Origin of the sequence: Citrobacter sp. Cpo040, assembly GCF_030332915.1 — a bacterium.
Classification (GTDB): domain Bacteria; phylum Pseudomonadota; class Gammaproteobacteria; order Enterobacterales; family Enterobacteriaceae; genus Citrobacter; species Citrobacter portucalensis.
The window spans coordinates 283,635-307,198 of record NZ_JAOWGX010000037.1 but is presented as its reverse complement, the minus strand read 5'-3'; the positions used below and the strand labels follow the sequence as shown (position 1 = coordinate 307,198).

At 52.4% G+C, this 23,564-nt stretch carries 17 protein-coding genes; 13 read left to right on the top strand and 4 right to left on the bottom strand.

Going from position 1 to position 23,564, the window contains the following annotated elements:
* The 3 genes from OGX86_RS19955 to queF form a co-directional block, all read right to left on the bottom strand.
* Positions 1-1,290 carry an HAAAP family serine/threonine permease gene (locus OGX86_RS19955; RefSeq protein ID WP_003034073.1) on the bottom strand — a complete coding sequence of 430 codons (1,290 nt, stop codon included), beginning with the start codon at positions 1,288-1,290 and terminating at the stop codon, positions 1-3.
* A 561-nt stretch (positions 1,291-1,851) separates the two neighbouring features.
* Positions 1,852-3,216, bottom strand: coding sequence for a nucleotide 5'-monophosphate nucleosidase PpnN (gene ppnN / locus OGX86_RS19950; protein ID WP_003840366.1), 1,365 nt, complete (start codon positions 3,214-3,216; stop codon positions 1,852-1,854).
* A gap of 113 nt (positions 3,217-3,329) precedes the next feature.
* The gene (gene queF / locus OGX86_RS19945; protein WP_003825665.1) at positions 3,330-4,178 is read right to left on the bottom strand and encodes an NADPH-dependent 7-cyano-7-deazaguanine reductase QueF; all 849 of its coding nucleotides are present in this window, start codon (positions 4,176-4,178) and stop codon (positions 3,330-3,332) included.
* Positions 4,179-4,246: 68 nt separating this feature from the next.
* Between queF and syd the strand changes: the two genes are divergently transcribed.
* The 8 genes from syd (at position 4,247) to OGX86_RS19905 (ending at position 12,630) form a co-directional block, all read left to right on the top strand.
* A complete protein-coding gene (gene syd / locus OGX86_RS19940; protein WP_168978754.1) occupies positions 4,247-4,792 on the top strand; it encodes a SecY-interacting protein in 546 nt (181 codons plus the stop codon).
* A 632-nt stretch (positions 4,793-5,424) separates the two neighbouring features.
* Positions 5,425-5,754 carry a YqcC family protein gene (locus OGX86_RS19935; RefSeq protein ID WP_286640514.1) on the top strand — a complete coding sequence of 110 codons (330 nt, stop codon included), beginning with the start codon at positions 5,425-5,427 and terminating at the stop codon, positions 5,752-5,754.
* A complete protein-coding gene (truC, locus tag OGX86_RS19930; protein WP_003825671.1) occupies positions 5,754-6,536 on the top strand; it encodes a tRNA pseudouridine(65) synthase TruC in 783 nt (260 codons plus the stop codon). The genes OGX86_RS19935 and truC overlap by 1 nt, the downstream gene beginning before the upstream one ends.
* A 19-nt stretch (positions 6,537-6,555) precedes the next feature.
* Positions 6,556-7,005 carry a flavodoxin gene (locus OGX86_RS19925; protein ID WP_003825676.1) on the top strand — a complete coding sequence of 150 codons (450 nt, stop codon included), beginning with the start codon at positions 6,556-6,558 and terminating at the stop codon, positions 7,003-7,005.
* Between the two features lie 343 nt (positions 7,006-7,348).
* Positions 7,349-8,701 (top strand): galactarate/glucarate/glycerate transporter GudP, encoded by a 1,353-nt coding sequence (gene gudP / locus OGX86_RS19920; RefSeq protein WP_008785689.1) that lies wholly within the window; start codon positions 7,349-7,351, stop codon positions 8,699-8,701.
* Positions 8,702-8,703: 2 nt separating this feature from the next.
* Entirely contained in the window at positions 8,704-10,044 is a 1,341-nt protein-coding gene (locus tag OGX86_RS19915; RefSeq protein ID WP_286640513.1) for an enolase C-terminal domain-like protein, read from the top strand.
* Between the two features lie 20 nt (positions 10,045-10,064).
* Positions 10,065-11,405: a glucarate dehydratase gene (gudD, locus tag OGX86_RS19910; protein ID WP_003034111.1), complete on the top strand. Its 1,341-nt coding sequence runs from the start codon at positions 10,065-10,067 to the stop codon at positions 11,403-11,405.
* Between the two features lie 82 nt (positions 11,406-11,487).
* A complete protein-coding gene (locus OGX86_RS19905; RefSeq protein WP_071445294.1) occupies positions 11,488-12,630 on the top strand; it encodes a glycerate kinase in 1,143 nt (380 codons plus the stop codon).
* A 178-nt stretch (positions 12,631-12,808) separates the two neighbouring features.
* Here OGX86_RS19905 and barA read toward each other — a convergent pair whose 3' ends face one another.
* Entirely contained in the window at positions 12,809-15,565 is a 2,757-nt protein-coding gene (barA, locus tag OGX86_RS19900; protein WP_048225336.1) for a two-component sensor histidine kinase BarA, read from the bottom strand.
* A 57-nt stretch (positions 15,566-15,622) separates the two neighbouring features.
* Between barA and rlmD the strand changes: the two genes are divergently transcribed.
* The 5 genes from rlmD (at position 15,623) to eno (ending at position 23,552) form a co-directional block, all read left to right on the top strand.
* Complete coding sequence (gene rlmD / locus OGX86_RS19895; RefSeq protein ID WP_008785684.1) at positions 15,623-16,921, top strand: 23S rRNA (uracil(1939)-C(5))-methyltransferase RlmD; 1,299 nt, start codon at positions 15,623-15,625, stop codon at positions 16,919-16,921.
* A 100-nt stretch (positions 16,922-17,021) separates the two neighbouring features.
* Positions 17,022-19,256, top strand: coding sequence for a GTP diphosphokinase (relA, locus tag OGX86_RS19890; RefSeq protein WP_003825690.1), 2,235 nt, complete (start codon positions 17,022-17,024; stop codon positions 19,254-19,256).
* 130 nt (positions 19,257-19,386) lie between these two features.
* Positions 19,387-20,178: a nucleoside triphosphate pyrophosphohydrolase gene (gene mazG, locus OGX86_RS19885; protein ID WP_003825693.1), complete on the top strand. Its 792-nt coding sequence runs from the start codon at positions 19,387-19,389 to the stop codon at positions 20,176-20,178.
* Between the two features lie 350 nt (positions 20,179-20,528).
* Positions 20,529-22,166: a glutamine hydrolyzing CTP synthase gene (pyrG, locus tag OGX86_RS19880; protein ID WP_003034127.1), complete on the top strand. Its 1,638-nt coding sequence runs from the start codon at positions 20,529-20,531 to the stop codon at positions 22,164-22,166.
* An 87-nt stretch (positions 22,167-22,253) separates the two neighbouring features.
* Entirely contained in the window at positions 22,254-23,552 is a 1,299-nt protein-coding gene (gene eno, locus OGX86_RS19875; RefSeq protein ID WP_003034129.1) for a phosphopyruvate hydratase, read from the top strand.
* Positions 23,553-23,564 lie beyond the last annotated feature (12 nt).

Here is a 23,564-nt window from a genome sequence, read left to right as displayed (position 1 = left end):
TTAACTGAACAGAGAGTAGAAAATAGCGGAGATAGCGATCAGGCCCATAATCACAACGAAGACGTTGCTGATATGGCCGCTGTACTTACGCATTGCCGGTACTTTCTGAATGGCATACATCGGCATCAGGAACAGAATCATCGCGATGATTGGGCCACCCAGGGTCTCAATCATGCCGAGGATGCTTGGGTTCAGCGTCGCCACAATCCAGGTGGTTACCAGCATGAACAGAGCAGTGATTTTGTTCAGTTTGTTGATTTCGATGGATTTGCCTTTGCCACGCAGAGACTTAATCACCATACCATTGAAGCCTTCACGTGCGCCCAGGTAGTGGCCCAGGAAGGATTTGGTGATAGCGATAATCGCGATGATCGGTGCCATCCAGGCAATAATCGGCGCGTTAAAGTGGTTCGCCAGGTAAGACAGAATCGAGATGTTCTGCTCTTTCGCTGCTGCCAGGTCTGCCGGAGTCAGGCTGAACACGCAGCTGAAGACGAAGAACATAACGGTCAGTACCATCATGATGTGAGCGAATGCCAGAATCTTGGAGCATTTTTTCTCTGCTTCATCACCGTACTCTTCACGCTTCGCCACGGCGAAGGAGGAGATGATCGGAGAGTGGTTGAAGGAGAAAACCATTACCGGAATTGCCAGCCACAGGGTCAACAGCAGGCCGTTGCCGGTGGTTGCCGCAGAGTCAAATGACATGGTTTCCAGAATCGCACCGCTCCACTGAGGGATCAGGTACAGCGCCAGCAGCATCAGAGCCGCAACGAACGGGAATACCAGGATGCTCATCGCCTTAACGATCATCTGCTCACCGAAGCGCACGATGGTCATCATGCCGACAATCAGGATCAGTGACAGGATTGCGCGCGGCGGCGGCGTAATCGCCAGCTGGTGGGTCAGGAAGCTTTCAACCGTGTTGGTGATTGCTACGCTGTAAACCAACAGAATCGGGTAGATAGCGAAGAAGTAGAGCAGGGTAATCAGTTTACCTGCACCAACACCAAAGTGTTCTTCTACAACTTCGGTGATATCTTCACCCGGATTTTTACCGGACAGCACAAAGCGAGTCAGGCCGCGGTGTGCAAAGAAAGTCATTGGGAAGGCAAGGATCGCCATGATGATCAGCGGGATCATACCGCCTACGCCTGCGTTAATCGGCAGGAACAATACACCCGCGCCAATCGCCGTGCCGTAAAGGCCCAGCATCCACATGGTGTCTGTCTTGCGCCATGCGCTGCGGGTCTGGCCCGTAACGATAGTGCTGGTTTGAGTGTTTTCCATCTATTTCTCCTGGAGGAAGCTTAAAAAGTCGGGTTTGGGTTCAATCCAATGAGAAAGCACCCGACTGTAAATCGAAATTCGTTGAGCGATTTTTTATATAATTTTTCGCCGTAATAATTTGCGGGCGGAAAGATACATTTTAGTAATGAATGTATCAGTGATCGGGATCCCAAATGCAATAATCCACCTTTTATGTGGATAAATTTGGGCCATTAATCTGTTAAAAAATAGTCAAAGCGAATTTACGGGCGCGAAGGCTAACATTAACGACATATCTCATGAAAGCGAAGGCGCGAAGATACGAGCGTTGCGCTGTAAAAACTGTTGTTTTTAGATGATTTCGGCGACTAATAATAATTTTCTAAGATAAATCACGGTTGGTTTTTCAAGGTAATCGTTTGCGTATCGCGTTATATTTAACGACATATCATTGGTATTTATATAATCGTCTGAGCTATGTGACTGGTATCACTAAAAAAAGCCGGGAGGCGCATGCGCCAAACCCGGCTTTGATATGGACAAAACTGTCACCGCTATAGCGCTGCTAGCGGGTGTTGAAGGTCAGGCGCAGATCTCGTAGCAAGGGATGTACGCGGAGCCTGGCAACTTCATGCGATGTTGTGCAACAAAGCCCTGCAGGAGATCGTCCATGCGGCGCATCATTTCGCGGTCACCGTGGATTTTGTACGGGCCAAACTCTTCGATGGCGCGAATGCCGACCTCCTTCACGTTACCGGCCACAATACCCGAGAATGCACGACGCAGGTCGGCGGCCAATACTTCAACGGGTTGATCCGGGTACAGCTTCAGGTTGGCCATGTTTTCATGGGACGGCTCGAACGGCATCTGCAAATCAGGTGCGATACGAATCGACCAGTTAAAACTGTAGGCATCTCCGGTGTCGCGACGGTTTTCTTTCACCAGCGGCATCGCTTTTTTCATCAGACGCGCCACTTCTGCCGCATCGTCAATGATAATGCGATAGTGGCGACGCGCATCTTCCCCCAGCGTGTGCACGATAAATTCGTCCAACACGCGGAAGTAATCCGCACTCTCTTTTGGTCCGGTCAGGATCAGCGGCAGCACTTGATCTTTGTTGGCCGGATTCATCAGGATCCCCAGCAGATACAGCAGCTCTTCTGCTGTCCCTACGCCACCCGGGAAGATGATAATACCGTGGGCGATACGCACGAACGCTTCCAGACGTTTTTCAATGTCCGGCATGATGATCAGTTCGTTTACCAGCGGGTTAGGCGGTTCAGCGGCGATGATTGACGGTTCGGTCATGCCAATAAAGCGGCTGTCTTTGTATCGCTGCTGGGCGTGGCCGACCGCAGCGCCTTTCATTGGCGCTTCCATCGCCCCCGGACCGCAGCCGGTACAGATGTTCAGTTCGCGCAGACCCAGTTGGGTGCCGACGCGACGGGCATACAGGTACTCATTTTCGTTGATTGAGTGACCGCCCCAGCAGACGACCATGTTCGGCGCTTCACCGACGTGCAGCGCCCGGGCATTACGCAGGATCGAGAAAACGAGGTTGGTAATATGCACCGAGCTTTCGAGATCCAGATGCTGAAAACGACCGGCGTTATGGATCTGGCCATTGACGAACAGAATGTCGCGCAGTACGGCAAACAGGTTAGCCTGTAGCGCACGAATAATGCGTCCATCAACAAACGCATCTTCAGGTGGGTTGATCAGTTCCAGCTTCACGCCCCGTTCGCGGCGCAGTACGTTAATATCGAAACTTTCAAAGCGGGACAGCAGTTCTTTACTGTTGTCGGTCAAACTGCCGGAGTTCAGAACGGCAAGCGAACAGTTACGAAACAGTTGATACAGGTCGCTGCTGGCCGTGCGTTTAAGCATATCGACTTCCAGCTGCGACAACATATCCATTGAGCCAAGCGGGCTAATATGTGTAATCAAGTAAACTCCTTATGGGACGCAACACGTCATTCCCTATTGATTACAATAGCCCTGGCTTATGACCTTTCACAACCTTGCGCGCGGAATCCGGCACGCAAAATTGAGAAAAAAGATTACTGACGTACCAGACGACCGGTTGCCGGAGTGAAATCGGTGTTGGTGCGCCATGGGTTAATGTCCAGACCACCACGTCGCGTGTAGCGTGCGTAGACGCTCAGTTTCTCTGGCTGGCAGAAGCGCAGAATGTCATTGAAAATACGTTCCACGCACTGCTCATGAAATTCATTATGGTGGCGGAAGGAGACCAGATAACGCAGCAGCTTCTCTCTGTCGATTTTCCGTCCACGATACTGAATTTGTATGGAGCCCCAGTCGGGCTGGTGGGTGATCAGACAGTTGGATTTCAGCAGGTGGCTGACCAGCGTCTCTTCGACTGCCTTTTCACCGCTCACGGCATTTTCCAGATACGCAGTGCTGAACTGATAGTTGTCGATGACGATATCCTGATTGTCGATACAGGTCCCATTAAAGTGGGCTATCGGCTGCCCTTCCAGTTCGTCAAGGCGGTACAGCGCCACGCTGACATCGCCCTGAGCGCAGGCGCGCAGATCGTTTTCCAGCGTCTGGCGTACCGCGTCCCAGGAATCAAAACGCGTCTGGTTAAAACTGTTCAGGTAAAGCTTAAAGCTTTTCGACTCAATCAGATTTACGCTGGTGTAATCCAGTTCCACGTGACCGACCGCGACTTGCGGTAAGCCGTTGGCATTCAGCCACGACAGTTCATACAGCGTCCAGATATCCGCACCGTGAAAAGGCAAGTTATCGGCCTTTAAATCCAGCGGGTCGCGATTCAGGCTGCGCGGAACGCCCTGCAACAGACTTGCATCGTAATTGTCTCGGTAATCTGTTGATTTACCGAGTGTCAGGCCGTTAAGCGCCTGATGATTTTCATAAGAGGACATGTTTCACCGTCATAAACCAGATACACTATGCGACAAGTGTATCCTGGCTTTTGTGAAGAGAGAAATCAGTGGACGAATTGACAGCGCAGGCGTTGATATCCTTTACGACGCGTTATTGCGACACATGGCATGAAAAAAACAACAGTTGGCCGCTCAGCGAAGAGCTGTATGGCGTACCTTCTCCGTGCATCATTTCTTCCACAGACGATGCGGTATTTTGGCAGCCTCAACCTTTTGTCGGCGAAAATAACCTCAATGCGGTTGAACGGGCCTTTGATATTGTGGTACAACCTGCCGTTCACGCTTTTTACACCACCCAGTTTGCTGGCGATATGCACGCGCAGTTTGCGGATGAAAAGCTCACGCTGCTGCAAACCTGGAGTGAAGATGACTTCAGGCGCGTTCAGGAAAACCTGATTGGTCATCTGGTTACGCAAAAGCGCCTCAAGCTATCACCTACGCTTTTTATTGCCACACAAGATAATGAGCTTGACGTCATTTCGGTGTGCAATCTGTCCGGTGAAGTGTGCAAAGAAACGCTGGGAACCCGTAAACGAACGGTGCTGGCGGCCTCACTTGCGGAATTCCTCACTCAACTTAAGCCAGTTCTGTAATCCAGTTTGCCCTGAATCTTGTGAGAGATCTCTTACAAGCCCTGTAGGACATTGCCAGGTGATAAGTAAAGACTTAATGAATTGATAAAATAATAATTTATTATTATTCAATTGGTTAGTGTTTTGTTGTCAACTTTCATACGAAAATAATCGTAAGGGTAAGCCTGTAAGCATCTTGTAAGACAAAGCGAAACAGGCGATTCTATATCTGTCGACAAGGAGTCGCACAACGAAGAGAACATCAGGATGATGGCTCTTCGCCAGGACACACCAGGACGGTGTTGCAAGGACAGGCTTCAGGACGAAGCAAAGAGGAAGACGCTGGATGCGTTAAAGGACACCTCCAGGATGGAGAATGAGAGCCGGTCAGGATGTTCGGCGGGTCTGGATGGCCAGGATACTTCAGGATGAAGTTTTCACATCGGGGTGATGTGAGCAGGATGCAAAAGTTCAGGATGAACACGGTCGCAAGCCCACAGGAAAAGTTGTCACGGATGAGCAGGGAGCACTAAAAGTAGCTGGAATGCTGCGAAACGAACCGGGAGCACTGTTTTTACAGTGCTCCCTTTTTTTATTTCCCTTCACTAGTGCTATTCTTCGCGCCAGATTTTTTCATCATTGAGGTTAATTTCATGACGACTCATGACCGTGTGCGCCAGCAGTTACACGCACTTGAAGCGCTACTGCGTGAACATCATCACTGGCGGATGGATGAGCCAGCAGAGCATCTGTTTACCAGTACGCAGCCTTTTAGTATGGATACCATGGAGCCGGTCGAGTGGCTGCAGTGGGTGTTGATTCCCCGCATGCATACGTTGATTGATAACGCGCAGCCGCTTCCGCAAGCTTTTGCCGTCGCACCGTATTACGAAATGGCGCTGGCAGCCGATCACCCGCAACGCGACATTCTTCTGGCGGCATTGCAGGAGCTGGATGCGCTGTTTACAAGTGATAACGCCTGATGCTGGAAATTCTTTATCAGGACGAATGGCTGGTCGCCGTCAATAAACCTTCGGGCTGGTTGGTTCACCGCAGTTGGCTTGACCGGGATGAGAAAGTGGTGGTGATGCAAACGGTGCGCGACCAAATTGGTCAGCACGTATTTACCGCCCATCGTCTCGACAGACCAACCTCCGGCGTGCTGCTGATGGGACTGTCCAGCGAAGCCGGGCGTTTGCTGTCCCAGCAGTTTGAACATCATCAAATTCAGAAACGCTATCATGCGATTGTGCGTGGCTGGCTGATGGATGATGCCGTGCTGGATTACCCGCTGGTCGAAGAGCTGGATAAGATTGCCGATAAGTTTGCCCGTGATGATAAAGGCCCGCAGCCTGCTGTCACCCATTATCGTGGCCTGGCAACGGTAGAAATGCCGGTAGCGACCGGGCGTTATCCGACTACCCGTTACGGGCTGGTGGAACTGGACCCTAAAACCGGTCGCAAGCACCAGCTCAGACGCCATCTGGCGCACTTGCGCCATCCGATTATCGGCGACAGCAAGCACGGTGATTTGCGGCAAAACCGCAGCGCCGCAGAGCATTTCGGTTGCCAGAGATTGATGCTGCATGCCAGCCAGCTTGCGCTGACCCATCCTTTCACCGGCGAACCGCTGGTTATTCGCGCCGGACTGGATGACGTCTGGATGCAGGCGTTATCACAGTTTGGCTGGCGTGGACTTCTCCCTGAGAATGAAAGGGTTGAGTTCAGCGGGCTGTCAGGTCAGGATGAGCAGATAGATTCTTAAGTCCCAGGAGATTACGGTTATGGCGGAAATTGGAATTTTTGTCGGCACGATGTACGGAAACGCGCTGCTGGTTGCTGAAGAGGCCGAAGCTATTTTGACGGCGCAGGGTCATAAAGCTACGGTGTTCGAAGATCCGGAGCTTAGCGACTGGCAGGCATATCAGGATAAATATGTACTGGTGGTGACTTCCACGACCGGGCAGGGCGATCTGCCGGATAGCATCGTGCCGCTGTTTCAAGGGATCAAAGATAATCTCGGTTTCCAGCCAAATCTGCATTACGGGGTAATTGGGCTGGGCGACAGTAGCTACGTTAATTTCTGCAATGGCGGCAAACAGTTCGATGCCTTGTTGCAGGAACAAAGCGCCCACCGTGTAGGAGAAATGCTGCTGATTGATGCCAGCGAGCATCCTGAACCGGAAAGCGAATCCAATCCCTGGGTAGAAAACTGGGGAACCTTGCTTAAATAACTCCCTCGCTCGTACGGGCATGCAACCCCCCTTTGAACCGCAAGCCGGGCCAGGCGAAGCCGCCACCCGGCAATAAAACCCCAATTACGTGAACTAACTTCCACTACTTTGGGCTTATGCCCCAAACAACTTCTCACTGCCTCCCTAATGTTGTGTTCATGCACGGTGAGGGCAAGTGGCACTCCTTCATATACTTTTCCCGTCAGTTCCCGGAATGGCAGCGAGTCAGAATAAAACGGCCCTGAGCTGTACCAACACTGCCACACACTAACCTCTCATTCTGATCACCCTACAGGTGCTGTACAGAATGAACTGGCGAAAGCCAGGATTCAGGAGTGCAACAATGAGTTCATTAAGTCAGGCGGCGAGCAGCGCGGAAAAACGCACTAACGCTCGCTACTGGATAGTGGTGATGCTGTTTATCGTCACATCCTTCAACTACGGCGATCGCGCCACCTTATCCATTGCCGGTTCTGAGATGGCCAAAGACATTGGTCTGGATGCGGTAGGGATGGGGTATGTATTCTCCGCTTTCTCATGGGCCTATGTTATCGGCCAGATCCCCGGCGGCTGGTTGCTCGACCGCTTTGGTTCAAAACGCGTTTATTTCTGGTCCATCTTTATTTGGTCCATGTTTACCCTGTTGCAGGGTTTTGTCGATATCTTCAGTGGTTTCGGCATTATCGTTGCGCTGTTTACTTTGCGCTTCCTCGTTGGTTTAGCTGAAGCGCCCTCTTTCCCCGGCAACAGTCGTATTGTGGCGGCGTGGTTCCCGGCACAGGAAAGGGGCACAGCGGTCGCTATCTTTAACTCTGCGCAATACTTTGCCACTGTTATCTTTGCGCCAATCATGGGTTGGCTGACCCACGAAGTGGGTTGGTCGCACGTGTTCTTCTTTATGGGCGGTCTTGGGATTGTTATCAGCTTCGTCTGGCTGAAGGTGATTCATGAACCTAACCAGCATCCAGGCGTAAACCAAAAAGAGCTGGAGTACATTGCCGAAGGTGGGGCGCTGATCAACATGGATCAGGCGGCAGCCAAAACAAAAGTGCCGTTTAGCGTGAAGTGGGGGCAAATCAAACAGCTGCTGGGTTCACGGATGATGATCGGGATTTACATCGGCCAATACTGCATTAACGCGCTGACCTACTTCTTTATCACCTGGTTCCCGGTTTATCTGGTGCAGGCTCGCGGTATGTCGATTTTGAAAGCCGGTTTTGTTGCTTCGGTTCCGGCCATTTGCGGATTCGCCGGCGGCGTGCTCGGCGGCATTATTTCCGACTGGCTGATGCGCCGTACCGGTTCGCTGAATATCGCCCGTAAAACGCCAATCGTCATGGGGATGCTGCTATCGATGGTGATGGTGTTCTGTAACTACGTCAACGTCGAGTGGATGATCATTGGCTTTATGGCGCTGGCCTTCTTCGGCAAAGGCATCGGCGCGCTGGGATGGGCGGTGATGGCTGATACCGCACCTAAAGAGATCAGCGGTCTGAGCGGCGGTTTGTTCAACATGTTTGGCAACATCTCCGGCATCGTCACGCCAATTGCTATCGGCTACATCGTCGGGACTACCGGCTCGTTTAACGGCGCGTTGATTTACGTCGGGGTACATGCGCTGATTGCGGTGGTGAGCTATCTGGTGCTGGTGGGCGATATTAAACGTATCGAACTGAAACCTGTCGCAGGACAATGATGATGACAACACAATCGAGTCCCGTTATTACCGATATGAAGGTCATCCCGGTGGCCGGTCATGACAGCATGCTGCTCAATATTGGCGGCGCGCATAACGCATACTTTACTCGTAATATTGTGGTGCTCACCGATAATGCCGGAAACACCGGTGTCGGTGAAGCGCCAGGTGGCGAAGTGATTTATCAGACGCTGGTGGATGCGATTCCGCAGGTGTTGGGCCAGGAAGTGGCGCGCCTGAATAAGGTGGTGCAGCAGGTGCATAAAGGCAATCAGGCCGCTGATTTTGACACCTTTGGCAAAGGCGCCTGGACCTTTGAACTACGGGTCAATGCGGTAGCGGCGCTGGAAGCCGCATTGCTCGACCTGCTGGGTAAGGCGCTGAACGTGCCGGTTTGTGAACTGTTAGGGCCGGGCAAGCAGCGCGATGCGGTCACCGTACTCGGCTATCTGTTCTACGTGGGTGATCGCACAAAGACCGATTTACCGTATCTGGAAAGTACGCTGGGAAACCATGAGTGGTATCACCTGCGTCATCAGCAAGCGATGAACAGTGAGGCTGTGGTACGTCTGGCTCAGGCTTCGCAGGATCGCTACGGCTTTAAAGATTTCAAACTCAAGGGCGGTGTACTGCCTGGCGAGCAGGAAATCGACACCGCTCGTGCGCTGAAAAAATGCTTCCCGGATGCGCGTATTACGGTTGATCCCAACGGTGCCTGGCTGCTGGATGAAGCCATCTCCCTGTGTAAAGGGCTGAACGATGTTCTGACCTACGCCGAAGATCCATGCGGCGCTGAACAGGGTTTTTCTGGCCGTGAAGTGATGGCCGAGTTCCGCCGTGCTACCGGGCTGCCGGTCGCAACGAACATGATCGCCACCAACTGGCGTGAGATGGGCCATGCGGTAATGCTGAATTCAGTAGATATTCCGCTGGCCGATCCGCACTTCTGGACCCTTTCTGGCGCGGTACGCGTGGCACAGTTATGCGATGACTGGGGCCTGACCTGGGGCTGCCATTCTAACAATCATTTTGATATTTCCCTGGCGATGTTCACCCACGTTGGCGCGGCTACACCGGGTAATCCAACGGCTATTGATACCCACTGGATCTGGCAGGAGGGCGATTGCCGCCTGACCAAAAATCCGCTGGAGATTAAAAACGGAAAAATTGCGGTACCCGATGCGCCCGGTCTGGGCGTGGAACTGGACTGGGATCAGGTACAGAAAGCACATGAAGCCTATAAGGCGCTGCCCGGTGGCGCGCGTAATGACGCAGGCCCAATGCAGTATCTGATCCCCGGATGGACTTTTGACCGTAAACGTCCCGTTTTCGGCCGCCACTAATTTTGAATAAGGACTTAATTATGAGCGCACAATTTTCTACCCCATTGGTTACCTCTATGCAGGTTATTCCGGTTGCGGGTCATGACAGCATGCTGATGAACCTGAGCGGCGCACATGCTCCGTTCTTCACGCGCAATATTGTGATTATTAAAGATAACTCCGGTCATACCGGCGTGGGTGAAATTCCCGGCGGCGAAAAAATCCGCAAAACGCTGGAAGATGCGATCCCGCTGGTGGTAGGCAAAACGTTAGGTGAATACAAAAATGTGCTGAATGCAGTACGCAATACTTTTGCCGATCGTGATGCGGGCGGTCGCGGTTTGCAGACCTTCGATTTACGTACCACTATTCATGTGGTTACAGGGATCGAAGCGGCGATGTTGGATCTGTTAGGTCAGCATCTGGGCGTAAACGTCGCCTCTTTGCTGGGGGATGGCCAGCAGCGTAGCGAAGTTGAAATGTTGGGTTATCTGTTCTTCGTGGGTAACCGTAAGGCAACGCCGCTGCCGTACCAGAGTCAGCCGGATGAGAAATGCGACTGGTATCGTCTGCGTCATGAAGAAGCGATGACCCCGGATGCGGTAGTGCGCCTGGCGGAAGCCGCGTATGAGAAGTATGGTTTCAACGACTTTAAACTGAAAGGCGGCGTGCTGGCCGGGGAAGAGGAAGCAGAATCTATCGTTGCACTGGCGAAGCGCTTCCCGCAGGCCCGCGTCACGCTGGATCCGAACGGCGCGTGGTCGCTAAATGAAGCGATTAAGATCGGCAAATATCTGAAGGGGTCTCTGGCCTATGCGGAAGATCCGTGCGGTGCCGAGCAGGGTTTCTCCGGTCGTGAAGTGATGGCGGAGTTCCGCCGCGCCACCGGTCTGCCGACCGCCACCAACATGATCGCCACCGACTGGCGTCAGATGGGGCATACGCTGTCGTTACAGTCTGTGGATATCCCGCTGGCGGACCCGCACTTCTGGACTATGCAGGGTTCTGTCCGTGTGGCGCAGATGTGCCATGAGTTCGGGCTGACCTGGGGATCGCACTCTAACAACCACTTTGATATTTCGCTGGCGATGTTTACGCATGTCGCGGCGGCGGCTCCGGGCAAAATTACCGCTATCGATACCCACTGGATCTGGCAGGAAGGCAACCAGCGCTTGACCAAAGAGCCGTTTGAAATCAAAGGCGGTATGGTGCAGGTTCCGGCAAAACCGGGTCTGGGCGTGGAACTGGATATGGATCAGGTCATGAAAGCGCATGAGCTGTACCAGCAACATGGACTGGGGGCGCGTGATGATGCGATGGGAATGCAGTATCTGATCCCGAACTGGACGTTTGATAATAAGCGTCCGTGCATGGTACGCTAAGCGAACTGGGACCGCTCCCATAGGGTGAGCGGTTTTTCTCCTGGTGTATGCTTAACACAGTCAACATGCGTAAGGATGCTTTATGAAAATAGTAATCGCACCGGATTCCTATAAGGAAAGTTTGAGTGCGCTTGAAGTGGCAACGGCTATTGAGCAGGGGTTTCGTGAGATCTGGCCCGATGCGGATTACATGAAGATCCCGGTTGCAGATGGCGGTGAAGGAACGGTCGAAGCGATGGTTGCCGCAACGCAAGGTCACCTTGTGCATGTTGATGTTACCGGCCCTTTGGGCAACACAATTCAGGCATTTTATGGTTTATCTGGTGATGAGCGCTCGGCGTTTATCGAAATGGCGGCCGCCAGCGGACTGGAACAAGTTCCTGCGAGGCTACGCGATCCGCTGAAAACCACCTCCTGGGGAACCGGGGAGTTAATCCGTCATGCGCTGGATGCGGGCGTTGAGCATATCATCATTGGGATTGGCGGTAGCGCCACCAATGATGGCGGTTCCGGGATGGTGCAAGCGCTGGGAGCAAAATTGCTGGATGCGCAAAATAACGAAATTGCGCAAGGCGGAATCGGTCTGGAATCTCTGTCCCGGATTGATATTTCTCAGTTAGACAGCCGTCTTGCCGGGTGCCGTATTGAAGTGGCTTGCGATGTGACCAACCCGTTGACTGGAAAAGAGGGCGCATCTGCGGTTTTTGGTCCGCAAAAAGGGGCTACGCCGGAGATGATTACCCGCCTGGATCGGGCGCTCACGCACTATGCGCGACTTATTGCCCGCGATCTGGACGTCAACGTGCTGGATCTGGCCGGTGGTGGTGCGGCTGGAGGTATGGGGGCGGCGCTGTATGCGTTTTGCGGCGCACAGTTACGCTGCGGTATTGAGATAGTGACCGATGCGTTACACCTTGATGCCTGCGTTGCGGATGCGGATTTAGTGGTCACAGGTGAAGGGCGCATGGATAGTCAGACCATTCACGGTAAGGTTCCGGTTGGCGTGGCGAAGGTCGCAAAGCGTTACAACAAGCCGGTTATCGGTATCGCAGGTAGCCTGACGGCCGATGTGGGGGTCGTACACGAGCATGGGCTGGATGCGGTTTTCAGCGTCATCTATACCATCTGTACCCTGGATGAGGCGCTAAAGAACGCGAGCGACAACGTACGAATGACGGCGCGAAACGTAGCCGCAACGCTTAAAGCAGGGCAGCAATTACGCTGAATTGTTAGCCGCATTCGTCGATGTGCCCGATGCGCGACGCTTATCGGGCCTACGGCAAACAGCGAAACCTGTAGGCCGGATAAGGCGTTTACTGCCCGATGCGCGACGCTTATCGGCTCTACGGTAAACAGTGAAACCTGTAGGCCGGATAAGGCGTTTACGCCGCATCCGGCGAATATTACCCCAATATCCGTTTCGCTTCGCGTGCAACGTTGTCCATTTCATCCAGAAGCTCTAAAAACTCAGGCTCCAGCTCTTCTTCTTTGGTTCCACTGCGTAGCTGTTGTTCAATGAGCTGACACAGGTTTTTCATGCGGGGGACACCACTATAACCGCAACTGCCGTGCAGCTTGTGAATCATATCCACTAGCCCTTCGGGGTTCTCTCCGACCAGTTGCTCTTCGATTTTGTTACGCACCTCAGGCAGAAAATCGATCAGCATTTGCAGCATATCCCGCGCCAAATCGTTCTTACCCGCGGCTTGCCTTAATGCCAGTTGCCAGTCGAGCGTCGTGTTCGGATTGACGACCGGCTCAAGAGGTTCTGCGGTGAGTACCCGCAGCGATGTGCTTGCGCCCGGTTTGTAACGTAACAGCAGATTATGCAGCTTATCTTCCTCGATAGGCTTCGCCAGGTAATCGTTCATCCCGGCGCTGAGCAGCTTCTCTTTCTGCCCGGCCATGGCGTGTGCGGTGACCGCAATGACCGGTGTCTGCTGTTGATGAGGAAGCTGGTGGATCAGTTCGCAGGCACGAATACCGTCCATGTCTGGCATCTGAATATCCATCAGGATCAGGTCAAACGGCATTTGTCTGGCGCGATCCACCGCCTGATGCCCGCTGTCACACAGCACGACGTGCTGTACCTTATCTTCCAGCAATGCGCCAATCAGCTTGAGGTTCGCCGGGTTGTCGTCTACCGCCATGACGGTCATCGCAATTTTGCTTTCATCCAACAGCAGCGGATCCGCGCTGTGGTTTAGCTGACAATACTCTGTCAGCGCAGGCAGTAAGCGGGTTGAGGTGAGAGGTTTCAACAGACACGCCGCCGCGCCGCCCTGTTTCAATTTCTCAGCGTTAATTTGTGCATGACAAGGCAAGGCTAGCAACAAGAAGTCGGTCATCGCTGCTGCGCTTGCCAGCCGCTCATGCTGCATGGTGAGTGGTTCGCGCAAAGTGACCGGAATGCCGAGCAGCAAAATGTCGTAGTGCTCCGCTGGCAACCCGGAGAACGAGGGGCTGTAAATCACCTCCAGCGGTGTTTCACTCAAGATATCTAACGTGCATTGTGCGGCGGTGGCGTTAGGTTCGACGTAGGCCAGTCGTTTACCGGCAAGGCATCGGGTTGTCGAACGATCAATAAGCACGTTAGGGTTGAGATCGAGGCTGATATGGAACCAGAACGTGGAACCCCGATTAGGTTGGCTGTGGAAGGAGATATCTCCACCCATTTCGTTGACCAGTTTTTGCGTAATGACCAGACCTAGCCCGGTTCCGCCATGACGCCGGGAAATACTGGCATCCGCCTGACGGAAAGCCTGGAACAGACGGGATTGATCGCGCTCAGGAATACCGATCCCGGTATCGCGGATTTGTACTTCAATTTGCACTTTCGTGTTACTGAGGGCGCGTTTCTCGACCAGAATATCGATATTACCGCCCTCGGTAAATTTGATGGCATTGCCGACCAGATTGGTGATCACCTGCTGTAAACGCAACGGGTCACCGATGACGTTGTCCGGTACGTCATTCTTAATATTCAGCGTCAGCTCAAGCCCTTTATCATGGGATGAATGCGCTAACAGCGTAACGACGTCATCCAGCGTGCTGCGCAGCGGGAACGGAATGCTTTCCAGAATCAGCTTGCCCGCCTCAAGTTTGGAGAAGTCGAGTACATCATTGATGATGGCCAGCAGATTGTTAGCCGAGCGTTCAATGGTATTCAGGTGATCGCGCTGTGTGGTGTTGAGCTCGGTTTTTAGCGTCAGACGGGTGAAGCCAATCACGCCATTCAGCGGTGTTCGCAGCTCGTGGGACATGTTTGCCAGAAACTCAGACTTAATACGTGCCGCTTCCTGGGCGCGTTTCTTCGCCAGATCCAGCTCGACGTTCTGGATTTCCATCTGCTCCAGCGTTTCGCGCAGGTCAGAGGTGGCCTGATCGATGTTGTGCTGCATCTCTTCATGGTAAGCAGCGAGAGACATAGCCATCGAGTTGATGCCATTTTTGAGCATATCCAGCTCGCCCAGCATGAAACCTTCCACGCGGCTGTCGAGTTGTCCTCTACGTATTCGGTCAACGGTATTCACCATATTGCGAATCGGGCCGGTCACGTCGCGCATCAGACGCCAGCCGAAAATTAACGCAATACCAATACAAAACAGCATCATTACGCTGGAGATAAAGATCTCTTTGTACTGCTGCAATCGAACGGACTTAAGGTCCAGCTCAAGCGCCACATACCCCAGCATATTTTTGGTGTTTTTGGCGTCGCTTACGGCGGATTCATCCGGTGAATAGCTTTCCGATATAATAGGGGTTCGCAGGATCATGATATCCCCGTGCCGGGTGACGCTCAGCTTCCGGGGAAACGGTGAACCTGTCGCCAACTGCATTTCAGACGGATCGAGATGAAAATTAGAGGTGACGAACAGTCGGTTATTTTCGTCATAAACAGAAATTGCCCGCACGATATCGGAATGGCGACGATGCAGCACGCTGATAAGCTGGCCGATGGATTCCCTGTTTTGCAGGTTCATGCCATATTCGCTGGAGACCGCGAGTGGTTCAATGATGCTGGCACCAGCATCTTCCAGTTGACGCTGCAAGTCGTTATAGCGATGCACAACAAAAAAGATACTGAGCAACAAACCTATCAGGACGGTCGGGGCCAGGATCAGAATCATCATGCGTGCGCGCAGGCTGTAGTTGGTCATGGAGTTCCGTTATGGGACAATTAGGGTCACACTGTTAAATAGAGAAATATCTCGTCGATGGCGCAATTCTACTCTGCAAAACGACGCGTGACGACGCGTCAGATCATAACCGTTACCGTCAATGACCTTGATCCTTTCGGTCAGGGCGTCGCTCGCCATAACGGAAAGGCGTTGTTTATACCGGAATTGCTACCCCAGGAAAGCGCCGAGGTGGTGATTACCGAAGATAAAAAACAGTTTGCCCGCGCGCAAGTAAAACGACGTTTAAACGACAGCCCACAGCGTGAAGTGCCACGTTGCCCGCATTTTGGCGTGTGCGGCGGTTGCCAGCAGCAGCATGCCAGCATCTCATTGCAGCAGCGTAGCAAAAGCGCGGCGTTGTCGCGTTTAATGAAATGTGAGGTGTCGGATGTTATAGCTGATGCCCCGTGGGGCTATCGTCGTCGCGCACGTTTGAGTCTGAACTATCGGCCAAAAGAACAAAAATTGCAGATGGGGTTTCGCAAATCCGGTTCCAGCGACATTATCGATGTCAAACAATGCCCTATTTTGGTGCCCCAGCTTGAGGCGTTATTGCCCCATCTCAGAGCGTGTCTGGAAAGTCTGCAAGGGTTACGCCATCTAGGCCATGTTGAGCTGGTACAGGCGGGAAGCGGAACCCTGATGATTTTGCGCCACACGGCGCCATTGAGTGCTGCGGATAAAGAAAAACTGGAATGCTTTTCGCATTCTCAGGGGCTGTCTTTGTTTCTGGCCCCGCAAAGCGAGATACTGGAATCAATATCAGAAGAATCGCCCTGGTATGATTCAAATGGACTACGGTTAACCTTCAGCCCGCGCGATTTTATTCAGGTCAATGAAGGGGTAAACCAACAAATGGTCGCCCGTGCGCTGGAATGGCTGGATGTGCAACCTGAAGATCGTGTACTCGATCTGTTCTGTGGAATGGGAAATTTTACCCTACCGCTGGCAACTCGGGCAGCAAGCGTGGTTGGCGTGGAAGGTGTTCCGGCGTTGGTGGAAAAAGGCCGAGAAAACGCGCTGAATAACGGATTACACAATGTGACATTCTTTCATGAAAACCTTGAGGAAGATGTTACCCGACAGCCGTGGGCGAAAAACGGATTTGACAAAGTATTGCTTGATCCTGCGCGTGCGGGGGCTGCAGGTGTGATGCAACATATTATAAAATTAGAACCTATACGCGTTGTTTATGTATCCTGTAACCCAGCAACGCTGGCTCGTGACAGCGATGCTTTGCTCAACGCTGGATACGCCATACGGCGACTGGCGATGCTCGATATGTTTCCGCACACTGGACACCTGGAATCAATGGTCCTGTTTGAGCGTTTGTAATGAATTTTGTACCCATTGGATTTCGGGTTGTAATGCAGCATGAAAGACAATGGGTAGGGCTTGTCGACTTCGACAGGCCTGGCCCCTTAAGGAGAGGACAATGGTTGCGGTAAGAAGTGCACATATAAATAAAGCTGGTGAGTTTGATCCAAAGAAATGGATCGCGAGTCTGGGGATCTCCAGCCAGCAGTCGTGTGAACGCTTAGCCGAAACCTGGGCGTACTGCCTCCAGCAGACACAGGGGCATCCGGATGCGGATCTGCTGCTGTGGCGTGGCGTGGAGATGGTAGAAATTCTCTCCATGTTGAGCATGGATATCGACACGCTGCGTGCAGCAATGCTGTTCCCTCTGGCTGATGCCAACGTGGTCAGTGAAGACATCCTGCGCGAGAGCGTGGGCAAATCCATTGTTCATCTTATCCACGGTGTGCGTGATATGGCGGCAATACGCCAGCTTAAAGCCACGCATACCGATTCAGTTTCTTCCGAGCAGGTCGATAACGTCCGCCGTATGCTGCTGGCAATGGTAGATGACTTCCGCTGTGTGGTCATCAAGCTGGCAGAGCGGATTGCCCATCTGCGTGAAGTGAAAGACGCGCCGGAAGATGAACGCGTTCTGGCGGCAAAAGAGTGCACCAATATCTATGCACCGCTGGCCAACCGTTTGGGAATCGGGCAATTAAAATGGGAGCTGGAAGATTATTGCTTCCGTTATCTGCACCCGGCTGAATACAAACGCATAGCCAAGCTGCTGCATGAACGTCGTATCGACAGGGAACATTACATTGATGAGTTCGTCGGTCATTTGCGCTCAGAGATGAAAACGGAAGGCGTCAAAGCCGAAGTGTATGGACGTCCGAAGCATATCTACAGCATCTGGCGCAAAATGCAGAAAAAGCAGTTGGCCTTCGATGAACTGTTCGATGTACGCGCAGTGCGTATCGTGGCAGAGCGTTTACAGGACTGCTATGCCGCACTCGGGATAGTACATACTCACTATCGCCATCTGCCGGATGAGTTCGATGATTACGTTGCTAATCCGAAACCCAATGGCTACCAGTCAATCCATACGGTTGTACTGGGGCCGGGCGGGAAAACCATCGAAATTCAGATCCGTACCAAACAGATGCACGAAGATGCCGAACTGGGCGTCGCGGCGCACTGGAAGTACAAGGAGGGCACCGCTTCAGGCGCGGCGCGTTCTGGTCATGAAGATCGCATTGCGTGGCTGCGTAAGCTGATTGCCTGGCAGGAAGAGATGGCGGATTCCGGTGAAATGCTGGATGAAGTCCGTAGCCAGGTCTTTGATGACCGCGTGTACGTCTTTACGCCAAAAGGGGACGTTGTAGACTTACCTGCGGGCTCCACGCCGCTCGATTTTGCTTACCACATTCATAGCGATGTGGGGCATCGTTGCATTGGCGCGAAAATTGGTGGGCGCATCGTACCGTTTACTTACCAGCTGCAGATGGGCGATCAAATTGAAATTATCACCCAGAAACAGCCAAACCCAAGCCGCGACTGGCTGAATCCTAACCTTGGCTACGTAACCACCAGTCGTGGGCGTTCGAAGATCCACGCCTGGTTCCGTAAACAGGACCGCGACAAAAACATCCTTGCTGGTCGCCAGATCCTCGACGATGAGCTGGCGCATTTAGGTATCAGCCTGAAAGAGGCGGAAAAACACCTGCTACCGCGCTACAGCTTCAATGAGCTGGACGAGTTGCTGGCGGCGATTGGCGGAGGAGACATCCGCCTCAACCAAATGGTGAACTTCCTGCAGGCGCAGTTTAATAAGCCAAGCGCTGCCGAACAGGATGCCGCCGCGCTGAAACAGCTTCAGCAGAAAACGCAAGCACCGCAGAGCCGTCGTAAAGACGACGGTCGTGTGGTGGTGGAAGGGGTAGGTAACCTGATGCACCACATCGCCCGCTGCTGCCAGCCGATTCCTGGCGATGAGATTGTCGGGTTTATTACCCAGGGACGCGGTATTTCCGTGCACCGGGCGGATTGTGAACAGCTGGCTGAGCTGCGCTCCCATGCGCCGGAACGTATTGTTGATGCAGTCTGGGGCGAAAGCTACTCGGCAGGGTATTCGCTGGTGGTTCGCGTCCAGGCCAACGATCGCAGCGGCTTGTTACGTGATATCACTACGATTCTCGCCAACGAGAAGGTGAACGTGCTGGGCGTTGCCAGCCGAAGTGATACCAAACAACAGCTGGCCACCATCGATATGACCATCGAAATTTATAACCTGCAGGTGCTCGGGCGCGTGCTCGGCAAGCTGAACCAGGTACCGGATGTGATCGACGCACGTCGCTTGCACGGTAATTAATTATTTTGTAGGCCGGATAACCTTGTAGGCCTGATAAGACGCGTTAGCGTTGCCATCAGGCATTGCTATGTTGCCGGATGTCGGTTGTCGCCTTATTCGGTCTACTGTATTGAAATTTCAGGACATTCCAATGAATCAAATCGACCGACTGCTCGGTATTATGCAGCGCCTGCGCGACCCGGAGAACGGCTGTCCGTGGGACAAAGAGCAGACATTCTCCACTATTGCCCCTTACACCCTCGAAGAAACCTATGAAGTGCTGGACGCGATTGCGCGTGAAGACTTTGACGACCTGCGCGGAGAGCTGGGCGACCTGCTGTTCCAGGTTGTGTTTTACGCCCAGATGGCGCAGGAAGAAGGACGCTTCAACTTTGATGATATTTGTGCTGCGATAAGCGATAAACTTGAACGCCGTCATCCACATGTTTTTGCTGATGTTTCTGCCAGTAACAGTACTGAGGTTTTGACCCGTTGGGAAAAAATCAAAAGTGAAGAACGCGCCCAGAAGGCACAGCATTCCGCACTCGACGATATTCCCCGCAGTTTACCGGCATTAATGCGCGCCCAAAAAATCCAGAAACGCTGCTCAAATGTTGGCTTCGACTGGAAAACGTTAGGACCGGTTGTCGACAAGGTTTACGAAGAGATCGACGAAGTCATGTTTGAGGCTAAGCAGGCTGTTGTCGACCAGGCTAAACTGGAGGAGGAAATGGGCGATCTGCTGTTTGCTACGGTTAATATGGCCCGGCATTTAGGCACTAAAGCAGAGACCGCATTGCAGAAAGCGAACGAGAAGTTTGAGCGGCGTTTTCGTGAAGTTGAGCGAATTGTGGCTTCGCGCGGTCTGGAAATGACTGGTGTTGATCTGGAAACTATGGAAGAAGTCTGGCAACAGGTAAAACGGCAGGAAATTGATCTCTAAGGGATTTCGTCGGTCAAGGGCGATTTGTGTGATTTTTTAAATAACAAGCGCTTGATTTACGTCAAAAACATTTACCCAAAAGAGGCTATTTTCTCTTCCCGTTATGTTGATGAAACACCTTGTATACTGCCTCTTCGAGTTATTCGAGTCGCAACAAGGCGGCGACTGAAAGAATCCCCAGGAACATAGAAATGCTATGTGACTGGGGTGAGTGAAGGAAGCCAACACCGGTGCGGCTTGAAGAACGAAGGAGAGGGGATAATGAAAGTTTGTGGCGCTCGTCATGTTCGGGTATACTACTTTCCCGTCTTGGTAATTCCATCGTTTCACCCTAACTTCTCAGGTCCAGCATGACAACGAACTATATTTTTGTGACCGGCGGGGTCGTATCCTCTCTGGGAAAAGGCATTGCCGCAGCCTCCCTGGCAGCCATTCTTGAAGCCCGTGGCCTCAATGTAACCATGATGAAACTGGATCCGTACATCAACGTCGATCCAGGTACTATGAGCCCAATCCAACACGGGGAAGTGTTCGTTACCGAAGACGGCGCTGAAACCGACCTGGACCTGGGTCACTATGAGCGTTTCATTCGTACCAAAATGAGCCGCCGCAACAACTTCACTACGGGTCGTATCTACTCCGACGTTCTGCGTAAAGAGCGCCGTGGCGACTACCTGGGCGCAACAGTTCAGGTTATCCCGCACATCACGAATGCCATTAAAGAGCGCGTTCTGGAAGGCGGTGAAGGTCATGATGTTGTTCTGGTCGAAATCGGCGGAACCGTTGGGGATATCGAATCTCTGCCGTTCCTTGAAGCGATTCGCCAGATGGCCGTAGAAATTGGCCGTGAGCACACGCTGTTTATGCATCTGACGCTGGTTCCTTACATGGCGGCGGCAGGTGAAGTCAAAACTAAACCGACTCAGCACTCTGTAAAAGAGCTGCTTTCTATCGGTATTCAGCCAGATATCCTGATTTGCCGCTCCGATCGCGCAGTTCCGGCTAATGAACGTGCAAAAATTGCATTGTTCTGTAACGTTCCGGAAAAAGCGGTGATTTCTCTGAAAGATGTCGATTCCATCTATAAAATCCCGGGCCTGTTGAAATCTCAGGGCCTTGACGATTATATTTGTAAACGATTCAGCTTGAACTGTCCGGAAGCTAATCTGTCAGAATGGGAACAGGTTATCTACGAAGAAGCGAATCCGGCAGGCGAAGTGACTATCGGTATGGTCGGCAAGTACATTGAACTGCCGGATGCCTATAAGTCAGTTATCGAAGCGCTGAAGCACGGTGGTCTGAAGAATCGTGTCACCGTCAACATCAAGCTGATCGATTCGCAAGATGTCGAAACGCGTGGCGTTGAGATCCTGAAAGGTCTTGATGCAATCCTGATCCCGGGCGGCTTCGGCTACCGCGGTGTTGAAGGTAAAATCGCGACGGCGCGCTTTGCGCGTGAGAACAATATTCCTTATCTGGGCATTTGCCTGGGTATGCAGGTTGCGTTGATTGAGTTTGCACGTAACGTAGTGGGCATGGACAACGCCAACTCCACGGAATTTGTGCCAGACTGTAAGTACCCGGTGGTGGCCCTGATTACCGAATGGCGCGATGAAGACGGCAACGTCGAAGTCCGTACCGAGAAGAGCGATCTGGGCGGCACAATGCGCCTTGGCGCGCAGCAGTGTCAGTTGAGCGACGATAGCCTGGTTCGTCAGCTGTACGGCGCGCCGACAATTGTTGAACGCCATCGCCACCGTTACGAAGTCAACAATATGCTGTTGAAACAGATTGAAGCTGCGGGTCTGCGTATTGCAGGCCGTTCCGGTGATGATCAGTTGGTCGAGATCATTGAGGTACCGAATCATCCGTGGTTCGTGGCCTGTCAGTTCCACCCGGAATTTACTTCCACGCCACGTGATGGGCACCCGCTGTTTGCCGGCTTTGTGAAAGCCGCCAGTGAACATCAGAAGCGTCAGGCGAAGTAAGAAGTAAATAAGTTAGAACGGCAATGCACCCATTAGGGTGCATTGTTTGTCTGGAGTTTTAGTTTAACTTGTACTGAGGAAAATCTAATGTCCAAAATCGTTAAAATCATCGGTCGTGAAATCATCGACTCCCGTGGTAACCCGACTGTTGAAGCCGAAGTACACCTGGAAGGTGGTTTCGTTGGTATGGCAGCAGCTCCGTCAGGTGCTTCTACTGGTTCCCGCGAAGCACTGGAACTGCGCGATGGCGACAAATCCCGTTTCATGGGTAAAGGCGTACTGAAAGCTGTTGCAGCTGTTAACGGCCCAATTGCTCAGGCTCTGCTGGGTAAAGATGCTAAAGATCAGGCTGGCATCGACAAGATCATGATCGATCTGGACGGTACTGAAAACAAATCCAACTTCGGTGCAAACGCCATCCTGGCTGTGTCCCTGGCTAACGCCAAAGCGGCAGCTGCTGCAAAAGGCCTGCCGCTGTATGCACACATCGCTGAACTGAACGGTACTCCGGGTAAATACTCCATGCCGGTTCCGATGATGAACATCATCAACGGTGGTGAGCACGCTGACAACAACGTCGACATCCAGGAATTCATGATTCAGCCGGTTGGCGCTAAGACTCTGAAAGAAGCCGTTCGTATGGGTTCTGAAGTGTTCCACAACCTGGCTAAAGTTCTGAAAGCTAAAGGTATGAACACTGCAGTTGGTGACGAAGGTGGCTACGCGCCGAACCTGGGTTCCAACGCTGAAGCTCTGGCTGTAATCGCTGAAGCGGTTAAAGCAGCTGGCTACGAGCTGGGCAAAGACATCACCCTGGCGATGGACTGTGCAGCTTCTGAATTCTACAAAGACGGTAAATACGTTCTGGCTGGCGAAGGCAACAAAGCATTCACCTCCGAAGAATTCACTCACTTCCTGGAAGAACTGACCAAACAGTACCCGATCGTATCCATCGAAGATGGTCTGGACGAGTCTGACTGGGACGGTTTCGCATACCAGACTAAAGTACTGGGCGACAAAATCCAGCTGGTTGGTGACGATCTGTTCGTAACTAACACCAAGATCCTGAAAGAAGGCATCGAAAAAGGCATCGTTAACTCCATCCTGATCAAATTCAACCAGATCGGTTCTCTGACCGAAACTCTGGCTGCGATCAAAATGGCGAAAGACGCTGGCTACACCGCTGTCATCTCTCACCGTTCTGGCGAAACTGAAGACGCTACCATCGCTGACCTGGCTGTTGGTACCGCTGCAGGCCAGATCAAAACTGGTTCTATGAGCCGTTCTGACCGCGTTGCTAAGTACAACCAGCTGATTCGTATCGAAGAAGCTCTGGGTGAACAAGCACCGTACAACGGTCGTAAAGAGATCAAAGGTCAGGCGTAATCCTGTTCTTTA

What these genes read in the sequence shown, in the direction of transcription:
- gudD (WP_003034111.1), top strand. Translation starts at nt 10,065, where the DNA reads ATGAGCGCACAATTTTCTACCCCATTGGTTACCTCTATGCAGGTTATT.
- mazG (WP_003825693.1), top strand. Translation starts at nt 19,387, where the DNA reads ATGAATCAAATCGACCGACTGCTCGGTATTATGCAGCGCCTGCGCGAC.
- pyrG (WP_003034127.1), top strand. Translation starts at nt 20,529, where the DNA reads ATGACAACGAACTATATTTTTGTGACCGGCGGGGTCGTATCCTCTCTG.
- OGX86_RS19955 (WP_003034073.1), bottom strand. Translation starts at nt 1,290, where the DNA reads ATGGAAAACACTCAAACCAGCACTATCGTTACGGGCCAGACCCGCAGC.
- relA (WP_003825690.1), top strand. Translation starts at nt 17,022, where the DNA reads ATGGTTGCGGTAAGAAGTGCACATATAAATAAAGCTGGTGAGTTTGAT.
- rlmD (WP_008785684.1), top strand. Translation starts at nt 15,623, where the DNA reads ATGGCGCAATTCTACTCTGCAAAACGACGCGTGACGACGCGTCAGATC.
- OGX86_RS19935 (WP_286640514.1), top strand. Translation starts at nt 5,425, where the DNA reads ATGACGACTCATGACCGTGTGCGCCAGCAGTTACACGCACTTGAAGCG.
- OGX86_RS19925 (WP_003825676.1), top strand. Translation starts at nt 6,556, where the DNA reads ATGGCGGAAATTGGAATTTTTGTCGGCACGATGTACGGAAACGCGCTG.
- OGX86_RS19905 (WP_071445294.1), top strand. Translation starts at nt 11,488, where the DNA reads ATGAAAATAGTAATCGCACCGGATTCCTATAAGGAAAGTTTGAGTGCG.
- gudP (WP_008785689.1), top strand. Translation starts at nt 7,349, where the DNA reads ATGAGTTCATTAAGTCAGGCGGCGAGCAGCGCGGAAAAACGCACTAAC.
- eno (WP_003034129.1), top strand. Translation starts at nt 22,254, where the DNA reads ATGTCCAAAATCGTTAAAATCATCGGTCGTGAAATCATCGACTCCCGT.
- truC (WP_003825671.1), top strand. Translation starts at nt 5,754, where the DNA reads ATGCTGGAAATTCTTTATCAGGACGAATGGCTGGTCGCCGTCAATAAA.
- queF (WP_003825665.1), bottom strand. Translation starts at nt 4,178, where the DNA reads ATGTCCTCTTATGAAAATCATCAGGCGCTTAACGGCCTGACACTCGGT.
- OGX86_RS19915 (WP_286640513.1), top strand. Translation starts at nt 8,704, where the DNA reads ATGACAACACAATCGAGTCCCGTTATTACCGATATGAAGGTCATCCCG.
- barA (WP_048225336.1), bottom strand. Translation starts at nt 15,565, where the DNA reads ATGACCAACTACAGCCTGCGCGCACGCATGATGATTCTGATCCTGGCC.